Source organism: Microbacterium sp. BWR-S6Y, assembly GCF_041379845.1.
Classification (GTDB): Bacteria; Actinomycetota; Actinomycetes; order Actinomycetales; family Microbacteriaceae; genus Microbacterium; species Microbacterium hydrothermale.
In genome coordinates this window covers 146,827-162,499 of sequence record NZ_JBFECV010000007.1, presented here as the reverse complement: position 1 = coordinate 162,499, position 15,673 = coordinate 146,827, and the positions used below count along the sequence as shown (strand labels likewise).

Annotated in this window: 12 protein-coding genes; 9 read left to right on the top strand and 3 right to left on the bottom strand. The window is 70.0% G+C overall.

Going from position 1 to position 15,673, the window contains the following annotated elements:
- Positions 1 to 105 precede the first annotated feature (105 nt).
- A complete protein-coding gene (gene typA, locus AB1K56_RS15165; protein ID WP_264631105.1) occupies positions 106 to 2,019 on the top strand; it encodes a translational GTPase TypA in 1,914 nt (637 codons plus the stop codon).
- 270 nt (positions 2,020 to 2,289) lie between these two features.
- Here the strand turns inward: typA and AB1K56_RS15160 are convergent, their stop codons facing one another.
- The gene (locus tag AB1K56_RS15160) at positions 2,290 to 2,841 is read right to left on the bottom strand and encodes a helix-turn-helix domain-containing protein (protein ID WP_371206324.1); all 552 of its coding nucleotides are present in this window, start codon (positions 2,839 to 2,841) and stop codon (positions 2,290 to 2,292) included.
- A 65-nt stretch (positions 2,842 to 2,906) separates the two neighbouring features.
- Between AB1K56_RS15160 and AB1K56_RS15155 the strand changes: the two genes are divergently transcribed.
- Both AB1K56_RS15155 and AB1K56_RS15150 read left to right on the top strand, forming a co-directional pair.
- On the top strand, positions 2,907 to 3,635 hold the full coding sequence (locus AB1K56_RS15155) for an AzlC family ABC transporter permease (RefSeq protein ID WP_371206323.1): 729 nt from the start codon (positions 2,907 to 2,909) through the stop codon (positions 3,633 to 3,635).
- Positions 3,632 to 3,946 carry an AzlD domain-containing protein gene (locus AB1K56_RS15150; RefSeq protein WP_371206322.1) on the top strand — a complete coding sequence of 105 codons (315 nt, stop codon included), beginning with the start codon at positions 3,632 to 3,634 and terminating at the stop codon, positions 3,944 to 3,946. Before AB1K56_RS15155 ends, AB1K56_RS15150 begins: the two co-directional genes overlap by 4 nt.
- 222 nt (positions 3,947 to 4,168) lie before the next feature.
- Here the strand turns inward: AB1K56_RS15150 and AB1K56_RS15145 are convergent, their stop codons facing one another.
- Together AB1K56_RS15145 and AB1K56_RS15140 are read right to left on the bottom strand one after the other, a co-directional pair.
- Positions 4,169 to 7,081, bottom strand: a complete 2,913-nt coding sequence (locus AB1K56_RS15145) for an RCC1 domain-containing protein (RefSeq protein ID WP_371206321.1) — start codon at positions 7,079 to 7,081, stop codon at positions 4,169 to 4,171.
- A gap of 286 nt (positions 7,082 to 7,367) precedes the next feature.
- Complete coding sequence (locus tag AB1K56_RS15140; RefSeq protein WP_371206320.1) at positions 7,368 to 10,256, bottom strand: hypothetical protein; 2,889 nt, start codon at positions 10,254 to 10,256, stop codon at positions 7,368 to 7,370.
- Positions 10,257 to 10,536: 280 nt separating this feature from the next.
- Here AB1K56_RS15140 and AB1K56_RS15135 point away from each other — a divergent pair, with 280 nt between their 5' ends.
- From AB1K56_RS15135 to AB1K56_RS15110, 6 genes are all read left to right on the top strand, one after another.
- Positions 10,537 to 10,935: a histidinol dehydrogenase gene (locus AB1K56_RS15135; protein ID WP_371206319.1), complete on the top strand. Its 399-nt coding sequence runs from the start codon at positions 10,537 to 10,539 to the stop codon at positions 10,933 to 10,935.
- A 51-nt stretch (positions 10,936 to 10,986) separates the two neighbouring features.
- Complete coding sequence (gene fdxA / locus AB1K56_RS15130) at positions 10,987 to 11,307, top strand: ferredoxin (RefSeq protein ID WP_076676249.1); 321 nt, start codon at positions 10,987 to 10,989, stop codon at positions 11,305 to 11,307.
- A gap of 3 nt (positions 11,308 to 11,310) precedes the next feature.
- Positions 11,311 to 12,414 carry a succinyldiaminopimelate transaminase gene (gene dapC, locus AB1K56_RS15125; RefSeq protein WP_371206318.1) on the top strand — a complete coding sequence of 368 codons (1,104 nt, stop codon included), beginning with the start codon at positions 11,311 to 11,313 and terminating at the stop codon, positions 12,412 to 12,414.
- 294 nt (positions 12,415 to 12,708) lie between these two features.
- Positions 12,709 to 14,004, top strand: coding sequence for a citrate synthase (locus AB1K56_RS15120; RefSeq protein ID WP_136585302.1), 1,296 nt, complete (start codon positions 12,709 to 12,711; stop codon positions 14,002 to 14,004).
- A gap of 393 nt (positions 14,005 to 14,397) precedes the next feature.
- Positions 14,398 to 15,159, top strand: coding sequence for a dimethylargininase (ddaH, locus tag AB1K56_RS15115; protein ID WP_371206317.1), 762 nt, complete (start codon positions 14,398 to 14,400; stop codon positions 15,157 to 15,159).
- A 1-nt stretch (position 15,160) separates the two neighbouring features.
- A complete protein-coding gene (locus AB1K56_RS15110) occupies positions 15,161 to 15,667 on the top strand; it encodes a hypothetical protein (RefSeq protein ID WP_371206316.1) in 507 nt (168 codons plus the stop codon).
- Positions 15,668 to 15,673 lie beyond the last annotated feature (6 nt).

Here is a 15,673-nt window from a genome sequence, read left to right as displayed (position 1 = left end):
GCCGTCGCGCTTCCTGAACGTGCGCTGCCGGGAGTGTCGTGGGCGCCCGGTAGACTGGGACGGCCCGATTCCGGGCGCCACCCCTAAATTTCCTGGAGACCCTCCATGGCGCACGCCCTTCGTCCTGACCTCCGCAACGTCGCGATCGTCGCGCACGTCGACCACGGCAAGACGACCCTCGTCGACGCCATGCTCCGCCAGACCGGCTCGTTCGGCGACCACGCGCACGTCGAAGAGCGCGCGATGGACTCGAACGACCTCGAGCGCGAGAAGGGCATCACGATCCTCGCCAAGAACACGGCGATCGAGTACAACGGCGTCCACACCGAGGTCCCGGTGACGATCAACGTCATCGACACCCCCGGTCACGCCGACTTCGGTGGCGAGGTCGAGCGCGGTCTGTCGATGGTCGACGGCGTCGTGCTGCTCGTCGACGCGTCCGAGGGTCCGCTGCCCCAGACCCGCTTCGTGCTGCGCAAGGCGCTCGAGGCGAAGCTCCCCGTCATCCTCCTGGTCAACAAGACCGACCGCCCCGACGCGCGCATCGCCGAGGTCGAAGAAGAGGCGCACGACCTGCTCCTCGGTCTCGCGTCCGACCTCGTCGACGACGTGCCCGACCTCGACGTCGACGCTCTCCTGGACGTTCCGGTGGTCTACGCCTCGGGTCGTGCCGGCGCGGCCTCGCTCACCCGTCCCGACAACGGCGCCCTCCCCGACAACGACGACCTCGAGCCCCTGTTCGGCGCGATCCTCGAGCACGTTCCCGCTCCGTCGTACGACGACGAGGCGCCGCTGCAGGCGTGGGTCACCAACCTCGACTCCTCGCCGTTCCTCGGTCGTCTCGCGCTGCTGCGCGTGTTCAACGGCACGCTCAAGAAGGGTCAGACGGTCGCGTGGGTGCGCGCCGACGGCACCACCAGCAACGCCCGTGTCACCGAGCTGCTCAAGACGCGCGCTCTCGAGCGCTTCCCCGCCGAAGACGCCGGCCCCGGCGACATCGTCGCGATCGCCGGTTTCCCCGACATCACGATCGGCGAGACCATCGCCGACCCCGAAGACGTGCGCCCGCTCAAGGCGATCACGGTCGACGACCCGGCGATCTCGATGACGATCGGCACCAACACCTCGCCGCTGATGGGCAAGGTCAAGGGCCACAAGCTCACCGCGCGCATGGTCAAGGACCGCCTCGACCGCGAGCTCATCGGCAACGTCTCGCTCAAGGTCGTCGACATCGGACGCCCCGACGCGTGGGAGGTCCAGGGTCGCGGCGAGCTCGCCCTGGCGATCCTCGTCGAGAACATGCGCCGCGAGGGCTTCGAGCTCACCGTCGGCAAGCCCCAGGTGGTCACTAAGCGCGGCGACGACGGCAAGCTCAAGGAGCCCTACGAGCACCTCACGATCGACGCCCCCGAAGAGCACCTCGGTGCGATCACGCAGCTCATGGCCGCCCGCAAGGGCCGCATGGACAACATGACGAACCACGGCACCGGGTGGGTGCGCATGGAGTTCGTCGTTCCCTCGCGCGGTCTCATCGGCTTCCGCAGCGAGTTCCTCACGATCACGCGCGGCACCGGCATCGCCAACGCGATCTCGCACGGCTACGACGACTGGGCCGGTTCGATCACCACGCGTCAGAACGGCTCGATCGTCGCCGACCGCATGGGCGTCGTGACCCCCTTCGCCATGATCGCCCTGCAGGAGCGCATGAGCTTCTTCGTGCAGCCGACCGAAGAGGTCTACGAGGGCATGGTCATCGGAGAGAATTCGCGCGCCGACGACATGGACGTCAACATCACCAAGGAGAAGAAGCTCACGAACATGCGTTCGTCGACCTCCGACTCCTTCGAGTCGATGACGCCCCCGCGCGTGCTCACGCTCGAGGAGTCGCTCGAGTTCGCGCGCGACGACGAATGCGTCGAGGTCACGCCCGAGAAGGTGCGCATCCGCAAGGTCGTGCTCGACGCGACCGAGCGCGGCCGTGCCGCCTCGCGCGCCAAGCGCCAGGATGCCAACGCGTAAGCGTTCTCGTCACCCGACGGCCCCGCGGAGTTCTGCTCGGCGGGGCCGTCCCGCGTTCCCCCGCGCGTGGTGGCTGGGCCTGTCGAAATCGCCGGTCACTGACGGCGATCCAGGCCCGCGCCGGGCGACGTCTCCGCAGGAGCTGTGCACCGACCGGCGGACACAATGCAGGAATCCGGCGGCGGGGAACACCGCCCGGCCCGTCGGCCGAGGCCTGCTACCGACGTCTCTCCTGCGTCATGTCCGTGCCGGCCGGAACGCCCGTCGGCGTCAGTGCGACTCGACCACGCACACCGCGCTCATGCCGGGGGTGAGCGCCTCGAAGACGTGCGGCGCATCGCCGGGATACGACAGGTAGTCGCCGGGCGAGAGCTCGTACGGGTTGTCGGCCGGGCCGACCCAGCCGCGACCCGTCACCATCACGAGGTGCTCGACCGTCCCGCGCGGGTGAGGTTCCGACAGCCGTGGCGAGCCCGGCTCGGCGCTCAGCAGGTAGATGTCGCGCCGTGCGTGCGGCGGGCTCGCCGACAGCAGTACGGCGAGATAATCGGATGCCGACGACGGCACCGCCGTGGCCGCTTGGCCCGCGCGGATCAGGGTGGGGGAGCGCACGCCCTCGTCGACCAGGACGGCGAAGGGGAGCTCGAGTGCGGTCGCCAGAGCCCAGAGGGTTTCGACGCTCGGGTTGCCGCCACCGTTCTCGAGCTGGGAGACGGTCGCCTTGGCCACCCCGGCTCTTCGCGCGAGTTCCGAGACACTGAGATCGCGTCGCTCGCGCTCGCGTCGCAGGGCCGCGGCGATCCGATCCCCGAGATCCGTCATGTGTTCATTATGCTCACCGTTCGTTCGACTTGACGAACACCGGGCACTCGTTCACGATGATGTCCATGCGTTCGTTCTACCGAACACCCGAGGGTGTCGCCTCACGACAGGGCCTCGCCGTCGCCCTCGCGACCAGCGCCTACGGGATCTCGTTCGGCGCGCTGGCGGTGGCATCCGGTCTCGACGTCTGGCAGGCCTGCGTGCTGAGTCTGCTCATGTTCACCGGCGGCTCGCAGTTCGCTTTCGTCGGTGTCATCGCGGCGGGCGGTCTTGCCGCGGCGCCCGCCGCGATCGCGTCGGCGGCGCTGCTCGGCGTGCGCAACGCCGCCTACGCGATGCGGATGGCGCCGGTGATCGCGGGCGGATTCTGGCGGAAGGCCGCGGCGACGCAGTTCACCATCGACGAGTCGGTCGCCGTGGGCCTTTCGCAGGGCACCGCGCGCGCCCGTCAAGCCGGCTTCTGGGTCACGGGCATCGCCATCTGGGTCGGTTGGAACCTGTCGACACTCGTCGGCGCCTTGGTGGGTGACGTGCTCGGCGATCCGAGGGCCTACGGCCTCGACGCCGCCGCAGCCGCGGCGTTCTTGGCGTTGCTCTGGCCCCGCTTGCGCGGCCGTCAGCCGCTCGCGGTCGCGGCCGGCGCCGCCGTCGTCGCGGCGCTTCTCACTCCCGTGCTCATGCCCGGCATCCCGGTGATCGCCGCGGCCGGTGTCGCCGTCGCAGTGGGGCTGTTCGACCCGCGTCGGCGCACGCCCGCCGCGCCAGGCACGCTCGAAGAGAAGGGGATGCCATGACCCTGTGGAACGCGGTGCTGTTGGCATCCGTCATCTGCGTCGCCCTGAAGGCGGTGGGGTACCTGCTCCCCGCGCAGTGGCTCGAGGCCCCGCGCCCCGCGCGGATCGCCGACTTGCTCACGGTCGCTCTTCTGGCGGCGCTCGTGGTGGTGCAGACGCTGGCCGCCGGCCCCGCGATCGTTGTCGACGCGCGGGTGCCGGCGGTGGGCGTCGCCGCGCTGCTGCTCTGGGCGCGGGCGCCGTTCCTCGTCGTCGTCGCGGCTGCGGCCGTGACCGCTGCGCTGCTGCGGCTGTGGGGCTGGGCGGCGTGAGCGGGACCGCTCGACGCCCAGCCGTCGCCGCCGCCCGTACACTGACGCGCTGAGCTCCGGCTCGCGGGGCGACGCTGAGCCCGGAGCCCGGGCGCGATGAGACTGAGCCCCGCTGCTCCGACGGGCGGGACTCGCGGCCTGACGTGGTCGCGTCGCGAAACGGCGGCGGCCGGGTGGCGCGCACGGTGTGCGCGGTCCCCGGCCGCCGGTTCGCGGGTCGGATCAGGTCGACGGCTCGATGATCGCGAAGCCGCGGTTCGACGTGCTGTTCACGCCGAAGGAGCGGATGGCGGGAACGTTCGAACCGCTCGGCGGGAAGGCCACCGGTGTGCTGTGCGCCGTGCCGGTGTTGTCGCCGAGCTGGCCCTGGTCGTTCGCGCCCCATCCGAGCGACGTACCGTCGGTGAGGAGCGCGTACGCGGTAGAAGCGGCCGTGCCGAGGGCGACGGCGTGGGAGATGCCCGACACCGCGACGGGGGTGTTGCGCGCGGTGGTCGTCCCGTCGCCCAGCTGGCCCGCATCGTTGCCACCCCACGCGCGGACGGTGCCGTCGGAGAGGATTGCGTAGGTGCTGTAGCCGGCGGCGGCGATCGCGGTGGCCGTCGAGATACCCGTCACGGTGACCGGGGAGAGGGAGGTGCTCTCGGTGTCGGGATCGTCGACTGTTCCGTTCCCCAGGTTCGCCCCCGCGGAGTTCGTGCCCCACGAACGGATCGTGCCGTCGGACAGGAGCGCGAAGACCGTCGCCGAACTCGCGGCGATCGCGATGGCTGTGGAGATACCGGTCGCCGGGCTCGGGGTCGTGCGGTACGCACTCGTGCCGTCGCCCAGTGCCCCGCCGCCCCACGTGAGCACCCGCCCGTCGGAGAGAAGCGCGATGAACGTGCTGCCGTTCGAGCCGGCGTCGGGGGCGAGGGCGACCTGGCGGGCAGTGGTGATCCCCGATACCAGCTGGGGGGTTGTTTCTTTCGGAGCGTTGTGCGCGTTTCGATCCTGTCCCCATCGATACACCGTTCCCGAGGAGGTGGCCGCCAAGACGAGCCTCTCGGCCACCGCGATCCCGGTGACGTTCGTCAGGCCGCTGACCCGAGCCCACGTGGTGCGATTCGTCGTCGTTCCGTCGCCGAGCTGCCCCGACAGGTTGTTTCCGACGCCCCACACGGTGCCGTCCTCGAGGAGGGCGATCGAGAAACCGTTGCCGGACCCCACGGTGAGAATGGGCGAGGGGAAGACCTTGGAGAGCTGGGTGGGAGATGTGAGGGTCGGGCTCGTCGAGTCGGTGCCGGCGCCACCCGCGCTTCCGATGTTGCCGGTGTCGTTGGAGCCGACCGCGAAGGCGTTCGCCCCCACGAGCGGAGCAGACGTCGTCGTGACGACCCCGGCGCTCTCCGCGTGAACGGTGATGCTGGTCTGCGGAAAGAGGTACGTGTCGCCGGCGACGAGCGTGGTGACCGCCCGTCCCGACGAGTCCGTGGTCGTCGTCACCGGAGAGACCCACCCCAGATCCGTCGCGAAGGTCACCGACTGCCCGCTCATCCCCGCACCCGTCTTCGGGTCGGTCACCGTCGCGAAGACCCCGGTGGTGATTCCGATGGGTAGCGGGCTCGGAAGCGACGCGAGCGCGATCGCGCGCGGGCCCACGATGAAGAACGTCCCGGAGCTCATGGGGCTGTTCGCGAGCAGGGCGGTGACGCTGGAGGTGCCGGTGAACGCGACGGGGGTGTTGCGGTTCGTGCTCGTCCCATCGCCCAGCTGACCGTTCTCGTTCGCCCCCCACGCTCGCAGTGATCCCGAGGCCAGGGCGTACGTACTGGCGTTCGTCGCGGAGATCTGCGTGACGTTCGAGAGGCCGCTCACGGTGACCGGGGACGAGACGTCAGTGCCCATGGCGCTGCCGTCGCCGAGCTGGCCCCGGTCGCTGTATCCCCAGGAGCGCACGGTCCCATCCCCGAGGAGGGCGTAGCCGTTGCTCCCCCCTGCGGCGATGGACTTCGCGGTCGTGATGTTCACGACCGATACCGGTGTGCTCGAGGCGGCGAAGCTCCCGCTGCCGAGCTGACCGACGTTGTTGCCGCCCCACGACTTGATCTGCCCGTTCTGGAGGAGCGCCAGTCCGAACCCCACGCCCGCTTGGACCGCGGTGGCGGTGGTGATCCCGGTGACCTGGACGGGTACTGTGCTCGTCGCGCTGCTTCCGCTCGTGCCGTTGCCCAGTTCCCCGTTGGTCCCCGATCCCCAGGAGCGCACGGTGCCGTCGCTGAGGACGGCGTACATCGCGTTTCCTCCCGCGATGTCGACGGCGGTGGAGATTCCGGATACCGTCACGGGGGTGTTGCTGGACGTCGTGGAGCCATTGCCGAGCTGGCCGAGCGAGCCGTTGCCCCAGGTGCGAACCTGGCCGTTGGACAGGAGCGCGATCGCTGCCCGGAGTCCTGCGGAGACTTTCGTCACGCCGGTCAGGCCGGGGATCTTGGCCCACGTCGCCCGGTCGGTGGTGGTGCCGTCGCCGAGTTGGCCCTTGTCGTTCTTGCCGACACTCCAGACGCTGCCGTCGTTGAGGAGGGCGAGTGAGAAAGCACCCCCGGAGGCGATGGACACGATCGGGGCGGGGAAGGCCTGGGTGAGCTGGGTCGCTGAGGTCACCGCCGACGCGGACGATCCCGTGCCGAGGCGCCCGCTGCTGTTGTCCCCGATCCCGTAGGCGTTCGCACCGATCACCGTGAGCGGCGCCGTTCCCGACACCCCGTTGGTGAGCGCCGTGACGGTGACGCTCGATCCCGGGAGGGCCCACGGATCCGAGGTCGTCAACGTGGAGGTGGCGGTTCCGGCGCCGTTGGTGGTCGCGGTCGTCGGCGAGAAGCTGGTTCCACTCGGGCCGGTGAACGACACCGGTTGGCCGGCCAAAGGGGCCCCGGACCCGTCCGTGACGATGGCGGTGACGACGCTGGAGCCGGAGGCCGGGGTCTGCATGTTTGGTGCGCTGACGGTGAGCGTGGGCTGCCCCGAGGCTGCCGCGAAGGCCGGGGTGGCTGTGACGGCGACGATGACGGGGACCGACCAGGCCGCACCGGCGATGACGGTGCGGCGGGAGAGGGATGTCGAGGGTGCGGTGTCTGCAGGCGCGGGCGTTGTCATGGTGAGGAGTCCTCGATGCGAGTGAAATGCGGACGATGGTGCTGGCGCCGATTGTGTCGCGAGGCGTGGCTCTCGCGCCGCCGCGGGCAACGCCGGAGGCAGGGGTGAAGGCCGGTTGAGGACGCGGTTGCTGGCACCGGCGCGATCGCATGTCCACATGATGCTCTCGCGTCTCACCCGATTCTCTGGAGCTCTTCACCTCCCTGTCGGAACGGCTGACCGCCGATATCACGAAAGGGTGGATGCACCGGAGTGCATCCACCCTTTCGGACCGTCTCCTGTCGGGTTACCCGGTGATGAGGAAGAGGGTGCTGGCGGAGGAGCTGCCGGCGAGTTGGGTGACGCGGCTGGTTCCGTTGACGGTGATGGGGGTGGGGGCGGTGGTGGTGTTGGGGTCGCCGAGTTGGCCGTAGGTGCTGTCGCTGGTGTTGGCGGATCCCCAGGCTTTGATGGTGCCGTCTTTGAGCAGGGCCCAGGCGGTGCGGTTGCCGCCGACGACTTGGACGGCGGTGGTGATGCCGCTGACGGTGACGGGGGTGGTGGCGTTGTTGGTGGAGCCGTTTCCGAGGGCGTTGTCGGCGCCGCGTCCCCAGCTGCGGATGGTTCCGTCGGAGAGGAGGGCGTAGGGGTTGAAGCGGCCGGCGGAGATCTGGGTGGCGGTGGTGATGCCGCTGACCCGGCCGGGGCGGGTGATGTTGGCCAGGGGGAGACCGGTGCCCATGGCGCCGTTGCTGTTGCTGCCCCAGGAGTAGATGGTGCCGCTGGAGGACCGGGCGTAGCAGCTTCCTTCGATGGTGGCGACTTCGACGGCGTCGGTGATGACCGAGGCCGTCTGCGGGTAGTTGCTGGAGGAGGTGGTTCCGTTGCCGAACTGGCCGTGGGAGTTGTCGCCCCAGATGTTCACGGTTCCATCGGAGAGGCAGGCCATCCCGTTCGTGGCCGAGGCGGCGATCTGGGTGGCGGAGGTGATGCCGCTGACGCTGACGGGGACGTTTCTGTTCGTGGAGGAGCCGTCGCCGAGCTGGCTACCCGTGTTCAACCCCCACGCTTTCACCGAACCGTCCGACAGCAGTGCGTATCCGGAGGAGCCGGCGGCGACGATCTGTTTGACGCCGGTGAGGTCGGGGACGGGCGCCCAGGTGGTGCGGGAGGTGTTGGTGCCGTCGCCGAGCTGACCGGAGTCGTTGTTGCCCACGGCCCAGACGGTTCCGTCTTTGAGCAGGGCGAGCGAGAACGTCGCCGCGGCCGAGAGGGAGACCACGGGGGAGGGGAACGCGCGGGTCAGCTGCGCGGCGGGGCTGACCTGGGTGGCGGAGGATCCGGTGCCGGCCAACCCGCCGGTGTTCTGCCCCAGCGCGTACGCGTTCGCGCCCAGCACGGTGAGCGCGGCCGTCCCCGACACGCCGTTGCTGGTCGCCGTCGCCGTGATCGTCGTCCCCGCCGTCGTCCACGAATCCGACACCGTCAACGTCGAGGTCGCGTTGCCCGAGGAATCCGTCGTGGCGGATGCGGGCGAAACGGACACCGTCGCGGAGGGGTCGGCGCTGGCGCTGAAGGAGATCGGTTGTCCCGACATCACGCTGCCGTAGGCTGCCCCGTTCGCGTGTCCCGTGATCGTGGACGTCGCTCCGGCGGCGACGATCGTGGGATTGGCCGACACCGTGACGACCGGGTCGCCGACGATGAGGAAGAGGGTGCTGGCGGAGGAGCTGCCGGCGAGTTGGGTGACGCGGCTGGTTCCGTTGACGGTGATGGGGGTGGGGGCGGTGGTGGTGTTGGGGTCGCCGAGTTGGCCGTAGGTGCTGTCGCTGGTGTTGGCGGATCCCCAGGCTTTGATGGTGCCGTCTTTGAGCAGGGCCCAGGCGGTGCGGTTGCCGCCGACGACTTGGACGGCGGTGGTGATGCCGCTGACGGTGACGGGGGTGGTGGCGTTGTTGGTGGAGCCGTTTCCGAGGGCGTTGTCGGCGCCGCGTCCCCAGCTGCGGATGGTTCCGTCGGAGAGGAGGGCGTAGGGGTTGAAGCGGCCGGCGGAGATCTGGGTGGCGGTGGTGATGCCGCTGACCCGGCCGGGGCGGGTGATGTTGGCCAGGGGGAGACCGGTGCCCATGGCGCCGTTGCTGTTGCTGCCCCAGGAGTAGATGGTGCCGCTGGAGGACCGGGCGTAGCAGCTTCCTTCGATGGTGGCGACTTCGACGGCGTCGGTGATGACCGAGGCCGTCTGCGGGTAGTTGCTGGAGGAGGTGGTTCCGTTGCCGAACTGGCCGTGGGAGTTGTCGCCCCAGATGTTCACGGTTCCATCGGAGAGGCAGGCCATCCCGTTCGTGGCCGAGGCGGCGATCTGGGTGGCGGAGGTGATGCCGCTGACGCTGACGGGGACGTTTCTGTTCGTGGAGGAGCCGTCGCCGAGCTGGCTACCCGTGTTCAACCCCCACGCTTTCACCGAACCGTCCGACAGCAGTGCGTATCCGGAGGAGCCGGCGGCGACGATCTGTTTGACGCCGGTGAGGTCGGGGACGGGCGCCCAGGTGGTGCGGGAGGTGTTGGTGCCGTCGCCGAGCTGACCGGAGTCGTTGTTGCCCACGGCCCAGACGGTTCCGTCTTTGAGCAGGGCGAGCGAGAACGTCGCCGCGGCCGAGAGGGAGACCACGGGGGAGGGGAACGCGCGGGTCAGCTGCGCGGCGGGGCTGACCTGGGTGGCGGAGGATCCGGTGCCGGCCAACCCGCCGGTGTTCTGCCCCAGCGCGTACGCGTTCGCGCCCAGCACGGTGAGCGCGGCCGTCCCCGACACGCCGTTGCTGGTCGCCGTCGCCGTGATCGTCGTCCCCGCCGTCGTCCACGAATCCGACACCGTCAACGTCGAAGTCGCGACGCCGGAGCCGTTGGTCGTGGCCGTGGTGGGCGAGAACGACGTTCCGCTCGGTCCGGTGAACGACACGGCCTGACCGGCGAGGGGCTTCCCGGTGCCGTCCTTCACCACCGCGGTGACCGTGCTGGTGCCGCCGGCCGGCGTCTGCATGTTGGGCGTCGTGGCGGTGATGCTCGTCTGTCCGGAAGCAGCGGCGAACGCGGGGGTCGCGGTGACGGCGACGACCACGGGCACGGACCACGCCGCGCTCGTGATGATCGTGCGCCGAGAGAGCGAGGGGGCGGGGTCTTCGGAGGTGAGTGAAGTCATGGCAGTGGTCTCCTCTGGATCGGATGCGAGACGGAATGTTCGGAGAGGTCGGGACTGATCCTGCACGTATGCCTGTGGCGCGACGGATGGCGTCGGGGCGGCGTCGACGAGGGTGAAACGGAGATTCCCCCGCGGCGGAAGCCGAGGCGAGGCGGAGCGGGCGCTCTCGCCGACCGCCCGAATCACCCGCCGCAGCGACACCGCTCACCACCGAGATGCCGAGGGGAGGATCGAGGGCGCCCGGAGCCGCCGCACAACCGCGACTGTCTAGACTGAGCCGGTGAATGCTGGCATCCTTCGCGTCATCGGGTGGATCGTCGCGCTGCTCGTCGGAGCCTTCTACGGCGCGGCCGGAACGGTGGCGCAGGCGTTCCTCGTCGGTCCTGTCCCCGTCGGGCTGCTGCTGGCGACTGTCGGCAGTGCGGCCCTGCTGATCGCCCTGCGCACCCTCACCGGTGACCGCGTCAACGCGCTGGCGGGCGGGCTCGGCATCACCCTCGCGACCTACGTGTTCTCGCAGATCGGACCGGGGGGCTCGGCGATCGTCGCGGCTCCGACCGCCGGCACCGAGTGGGTCCCGCTCGTGTGGACGGTCGTCGGCCCCGCGCTGATGGTGCTCGTCGCGCTCTGGCCCGACTTCTCGAAGCTCCCGGCGCCCGCGCGGCCGAGCGGATCATAAGCCCGCGGGTCGGCGCGGGGCCCGCCGCCCGGTCGCGATTAGACTGAGCTCGTGACTTACGTGATCGCTCTCCCGTGCGTCGATGTCAAAGACCGCGCCTGCATCGACGAGTGTCCGGTCGACTGCATCTACGAAGGCGAGCGGTCGCTCTACATCCACCCCGACGAATGCGTCGACTGCGGTGCGTGCGAGCCGGTCTGCCCCGTCGAGGCCATCTACTACGAAGACGACCTGCCCGAAGAGTGGTCCGACTACTACAAGGCCAATGTCGAGTTCTTCGACGACATCGGATCGCCCGGCGGCGCGGCCAAGGTCGGCGTGATCGCGAAGGATCACCCGGTCGTCTCGTCGTTGCCCCCGCAGAGCCACTGAGCCGTGGGCGTCGCCGACCTCGCCGACTACCCGTGGGACGCCGTCGCCCCGTACGCGGAGCGCGCGCGGCGGCATCCTGACGGGATCGTCGACCTCTCGATCGGCTCGCCCGTCGATCCGACGCCGGCGGTCATCGCCGCGGCCCTCGCCGACGCGACCGACGCCCACGCCTACCCGCAGACCGCGGGAACGCCCGCCCTGCGCGAGGCGATCGCCGAGTGGTACCACCGTCGGCGCGGGGTGCCCGGGCTGAACGCGTCGCACGTGCTCCCCACGGTCGGCTCGAAAGAACTCGTCGCCCTCCTGCCACTGCTGCTCGACCTCGGGCCCGGAGATGCGGTGGTGCACCCCCGAGCCGCGTATCCGACCTACGAGGTCGGAGCTCGCCTCGTCGGTGCCGAGCCCGTCGCCTTCGACGACCCCGCCGAGTGGCCGGCCCACGCGAAACTGGTCTGGATCAACTCTCCCGGCAATCCCGACGGCCGCGTGCTCACCCCGCAGGAGTTGCAGGATGCCGTGACCCGGGCGCGCGAGATCGGTGCTGTCCTGGCCTCCGACGAGTGCTACGCCGAACTCGGCTGGGACGCTCCGTGGGACGCGCAGCCGGTGCCCAGCGTGCTCGACCCGGCCGTGGTGGGCGAAGACCTCACCGGCGTCCTGTCGGTGTACTCCCTCAGCAAGCAGTCGAATCTCGCGGGATACCGTGCCGCGTTCCTCGCGGGCGACCCCGCTCTCGTGGCGCGCCTGCTGACCGGGCGCAAGCACCTCGGGCTCATGCCTCCCGCCCCCGTGCAGCGCGCCATGACCGTCGCCCTCGGCGACGACGCCCACGTCGCGGCCCAGCGCGAGCTGTACGCACGTCGCCGCGCGGTGCTGAAGCCCGCGGTCGAGGCCGCTGGCTTCACGATCGACCACAGCGAGGGCGGCCTGTACCTGTGGGCGACCGAGGGACGCGACGCGTGGGAGAGCGTGGGGCGGCTCGCCGATCTCGGCATCCTGGTCGGCCCGGGACACTTCTACGGGGCGTACTTCCCGAATCACGTGCGGTTCTCGCTGACCGCGACCGACGAGCGGATCGCGGCGGCGGCGGAGCGTCTGATCTCCTGAGGCTCTTCCCCCCGGACGGAGCAAGTGGAGCGACCCGCCCGGGCGGTCATGGACCGCGAAGGGGCATCCGGCCCGCTGATCAGGAGGATCCCTCCATTCGATGGGGCGATCCTTTGGCGATGTCATCTGTACGTCGGCGTGCCTACTAGGCTGTAAAAGCACTGTGTCCGGGTACCTTCCGTGCGCGTGCCGACCCGGATGCCATACCCGTGGCATCCACCGGTCGAGAAGACCGCGGGTGCCGCAGCTCCCGCGATCGACCACATGGGCGACCAGAAATCGCAAGGAGGCGCGGTGAGCGACGCGGGCACGCAGCAGGACAAGGCCACTCTGACGGTAGGGGGCTCCACCGCCGAATTCCCGGTCCTGCGAGGCACCGACGGCGTCCCCAGCATCGACATCGCGTCGCTGACCAAGCAGACGGGGCACACCACCCTCGATTACGGCTTCGTCAACACGGCGTCGACGAAGTCGGACATCACGTTCATCGACGGCGACCAGGGCATCCTGCGCTATCGCGGATACCCGATCGAGCAGCTGGCGAAGAACAGCACCTACCTCGAGGTCGCGTGGCTGCTCATCTACGGCGAGCTGCCCTCGGCATCCGAGCTGGCGTCGTTCGACGAGCGCATCCGCCGTCACACCCTGCTGCACGAAGACCTGAAGCGCTTCTTCTCGGCGCTGCCGCCGACCGCGCACCCCATGTCGGTGTTGTCGGCCGCCACCGCGGCCCTGTCGACCTACTACGAGGCCGAGTCCGACCCGCACAACCCCGAGCACGTCGAACTCAACACCGTGCGCATGCTCGCGAAGCTCCCCGTGATCGCCGCGTACGCGCACAAGAAGAGCATCGGCCAGGCGTTCCTGTACCCCGACAACTCCCTCGGCTTCGTCGACAACTTCCTCAAGCTGAACTTCGGCGTGCTGAGCGAGATCTACCAGGTCAACCCGGTCATGACGAAGGCACTCGACCTGCTGCTCATGCTGCACGCCGACCACGAGCAGAACGCCTCGACCTCGACCGTGCGTCTGGTCGGCTCGACCGGAGCGAACCAGTTCGCGTCGATCTCCGCCGGCATCCAGGCCCTCTCCGGTCCGCTGCACGGCGGTGCGAACGAAGCCGTGCTGCAGATGCTCGGCCGCATCCGCGACTCCGGCGAGAGCGTCGAGCGCTTCGTCGAGCGGGTGAAGAACAAAGAAGAGGGCGTCAAGCTCATGGGCTTCGGCCACCGGGTCTACAAGAACTACGACCCGCGCGCCAAGCTCGTCAAGGGTGCCGCCGACGAGGTGCTCGAGGCGCTCGGCGTCAGCGACCCGCTCCTCGACCTCGCGAAGGAGCTCGAGCAGATCGCCCTCGAGGACGACTACTTCAAGGAGCGTCGCCTCTACCCGAACGTCGACTTCTACACCGGCGTCATCTACAAGGCGATGGGCTTCCCCACGCGCATGTTCACGGTGCTGTTCGCGATCGGTCGCTTGCCCGGCTGGCTCGCCCAGTGGCGCGAGGCCATCACCGACCCGCAGACCAAGATCGGCCGCCCGCAGCAGCTTTACACGGGTGCCGCCGAGCGCGACTACCCCGGGGTCTGACCCGGCCCGAAGCGCCCCGTCCCTCCTGCGAGGGGCGGGGCGCTTTGCTGTGCGCGCGGGGTGGGACCTCGTCCCCCTTGTGGCCGGGGGTGGAACCTCGTCCCACTTATCGCCGGTTGGGGGCCTGTGGAGCAGCCATAAGTGGGACAAGCATCGTCATAAGTGGGACGAGGGGGCGACGGTGCGGCGGGGAGGCCGGAGGGATGAGCCCCGTGCCACGGGTCGCTGGGGGCTGTGCTGAGGAGCGGAACCTTGTCCCACTTGTGGCCGGTTGGAGGCGCCTGGACCAGCCATGAGTGGGACGAGCACCGGCACAAGTGGGACGAGGGGTGATCGCGCGGCGGGGAGGCCGGCGGGCGCCAGCGCTCGCGCCCCACCCGCTAGGGTCGGGGCATGCCGCGTCTGTTCGTCCGCCGTCCGTCGTCGCGACTCGCCGAGGGCGAGCTCACCCACCTCGACCGCGTTCCCGTCGACGCGGCCCTCGCCCTCGCCCAGTGGCGCGCCTACGTCGAGGTGTTCGCCTCGCGCGGGTGGGAGGTCATCGAGATCGATCCGGCCGACGATCAGCCCGACGGGGTGTTCGTCGAGGATGCCGTGGTGATGTTCGACCGTCTCGCGGTGCTGTGCCGCGCGGGCGCCGTCTCGCGCCGCGGCGAGATCGAGAGCGTGCGGGCCGCGATGGCGGCATCCGGGATCGAGATCGCCGAGATCGACGAGCCGGGCACCCTCGACGGGGGCGACGTGTTGAAGGTCGGGCGCACCGTCTACGTGGGCGCCTCGTCGCGGACGAACGCCGCGGGCATCGGCCAGCTACGCGAATTGCTGGCCCCGCGCGGCTGGGAGGTGCGCGAGATCCCGGTCACGAAGGTCCTGCATCTGAAGTCGGGGGTGACGGCTCTTCCCGACGGGACGGTCGTGGGATTCGAGCCGTTGATCGACGACGCCTCGCTGTTCCCGGTGTTCGCGGGCGTCCCCGAGGAGCACGGCACGGCCGTGGTGGTCCTCGAAGACGAGACGGTGCTGATGTCGGCGGACGCCCCCGTCACCGCCGAGGAGCACCGATCGCGCGGCCTCGAGGTCGTCACCGTCGACGTGAGCGAGTTCGAGAAGCTCGAAGGGTGCGTCACGTGCCTGTCGGTGCGCGTCCGCGACTGAGATGGGTGCCGACGAGATCCCCGGCGGCCTCGGCTGGGTGATCGGCGCCGACCTGCGACCGCGGATCACGGATGCCGCGGCCTTCCGGCACGCCCTGCGCGCGGATCCGCTCGTCGACGCCGTGGAGGCCCTGTGGAGCGGCGATGCGGAACGGGCGCTCCGGATGCTGGAACCGGCGACCACTGCTCGGCGCCGCGCTCTGCGCGCGGACTGCCTCTGCGCGCTCGGCGACATCGCCGCCGCCCGTGACGAGTACGACGAGCTCGTGCGCGAGGCCGAGGGCACGGCCAGTGAGGCGGTGATGCGGCAGCACCGGGGCAAGGTGTTGATGGCGGCGGGGGAGATCGGCGATGCGATCGACGACTTTGCTCGAGCCCTCGAGCTGCGTCGCGAGGGCAACAACGCGGCCGACCTCGTCGCCTCGTCCGCGCACGCGCTGCGCATCGCGAGGCGGCGGCTCGCGGAGCGGCGGGAAGGGCCGCCCCGGCGCGACGACGCGGAGCGATGAACGCCG

What these genes read in the sequence shown, in the direction of transcription:
- AB1K56_RS15150 (WP_371206322.1), top strand. Translation starts at nt 3,632, where the DNA reads ATGACCCTGTGGAACGCGGTGCTGTTGGCATCCGTCATCTGCGTCGCC.
- ddaH (WP_371206317.1), top strand. Translation starts at nt 14,398, where the DNA reads ATGCCGCGTCTGTTCGTCCGCCGTCCGTCGTCGCGACTCGCCGAGGGC.
- AB1K56_RS15145 (WP_371206321.1), bottom strand. Translation starts at nt 7,081, where the DNA reads ATGACAACGCCCGCGCCTGCAGACACCGCACCCTCGACATCCCTCTCC.
- AB1K56_RS15155 (WP_371206323.1), top strand. Translation starts at nt 2,907, where the DNA reads ATGCGTTCGTTCTACCGAACACCCGAGGGTGTCGCCTCACGACAGGGC.
- AB1K56_RS15160 (WP_371206324.1), bottom strand. Translation starts at nt 2,841, where the DNA reads ATGACGGATCTCGGGGATCGGATCGCCGCGGCCCTGCGACGCGAGCGC.
- typA (WP_264631105.1), top strand. Translation starts at nt 106, where the DNA reads ATGGCGCACGCCCTTCGTCCTGACCTCCGCAACGTCGCGATCGTCGCG.
- AB1K56_RS15140 (WP_371206320.1), bottom strand. Translation starts at nt 10,256, where the DNA reads ATGACTTCACTCACCTCCGAAGACCCCGCCCCCTCGCTCTCTCGGCGC.
- AB1K56_RS15110 (WP_371206316.1), top strand. Translation starts at nt 15,161, where the DNA reads ATGGGTGCCGACGAGATCCCCGGCGGCCTCGGCTGGGTGATCGGCGCC.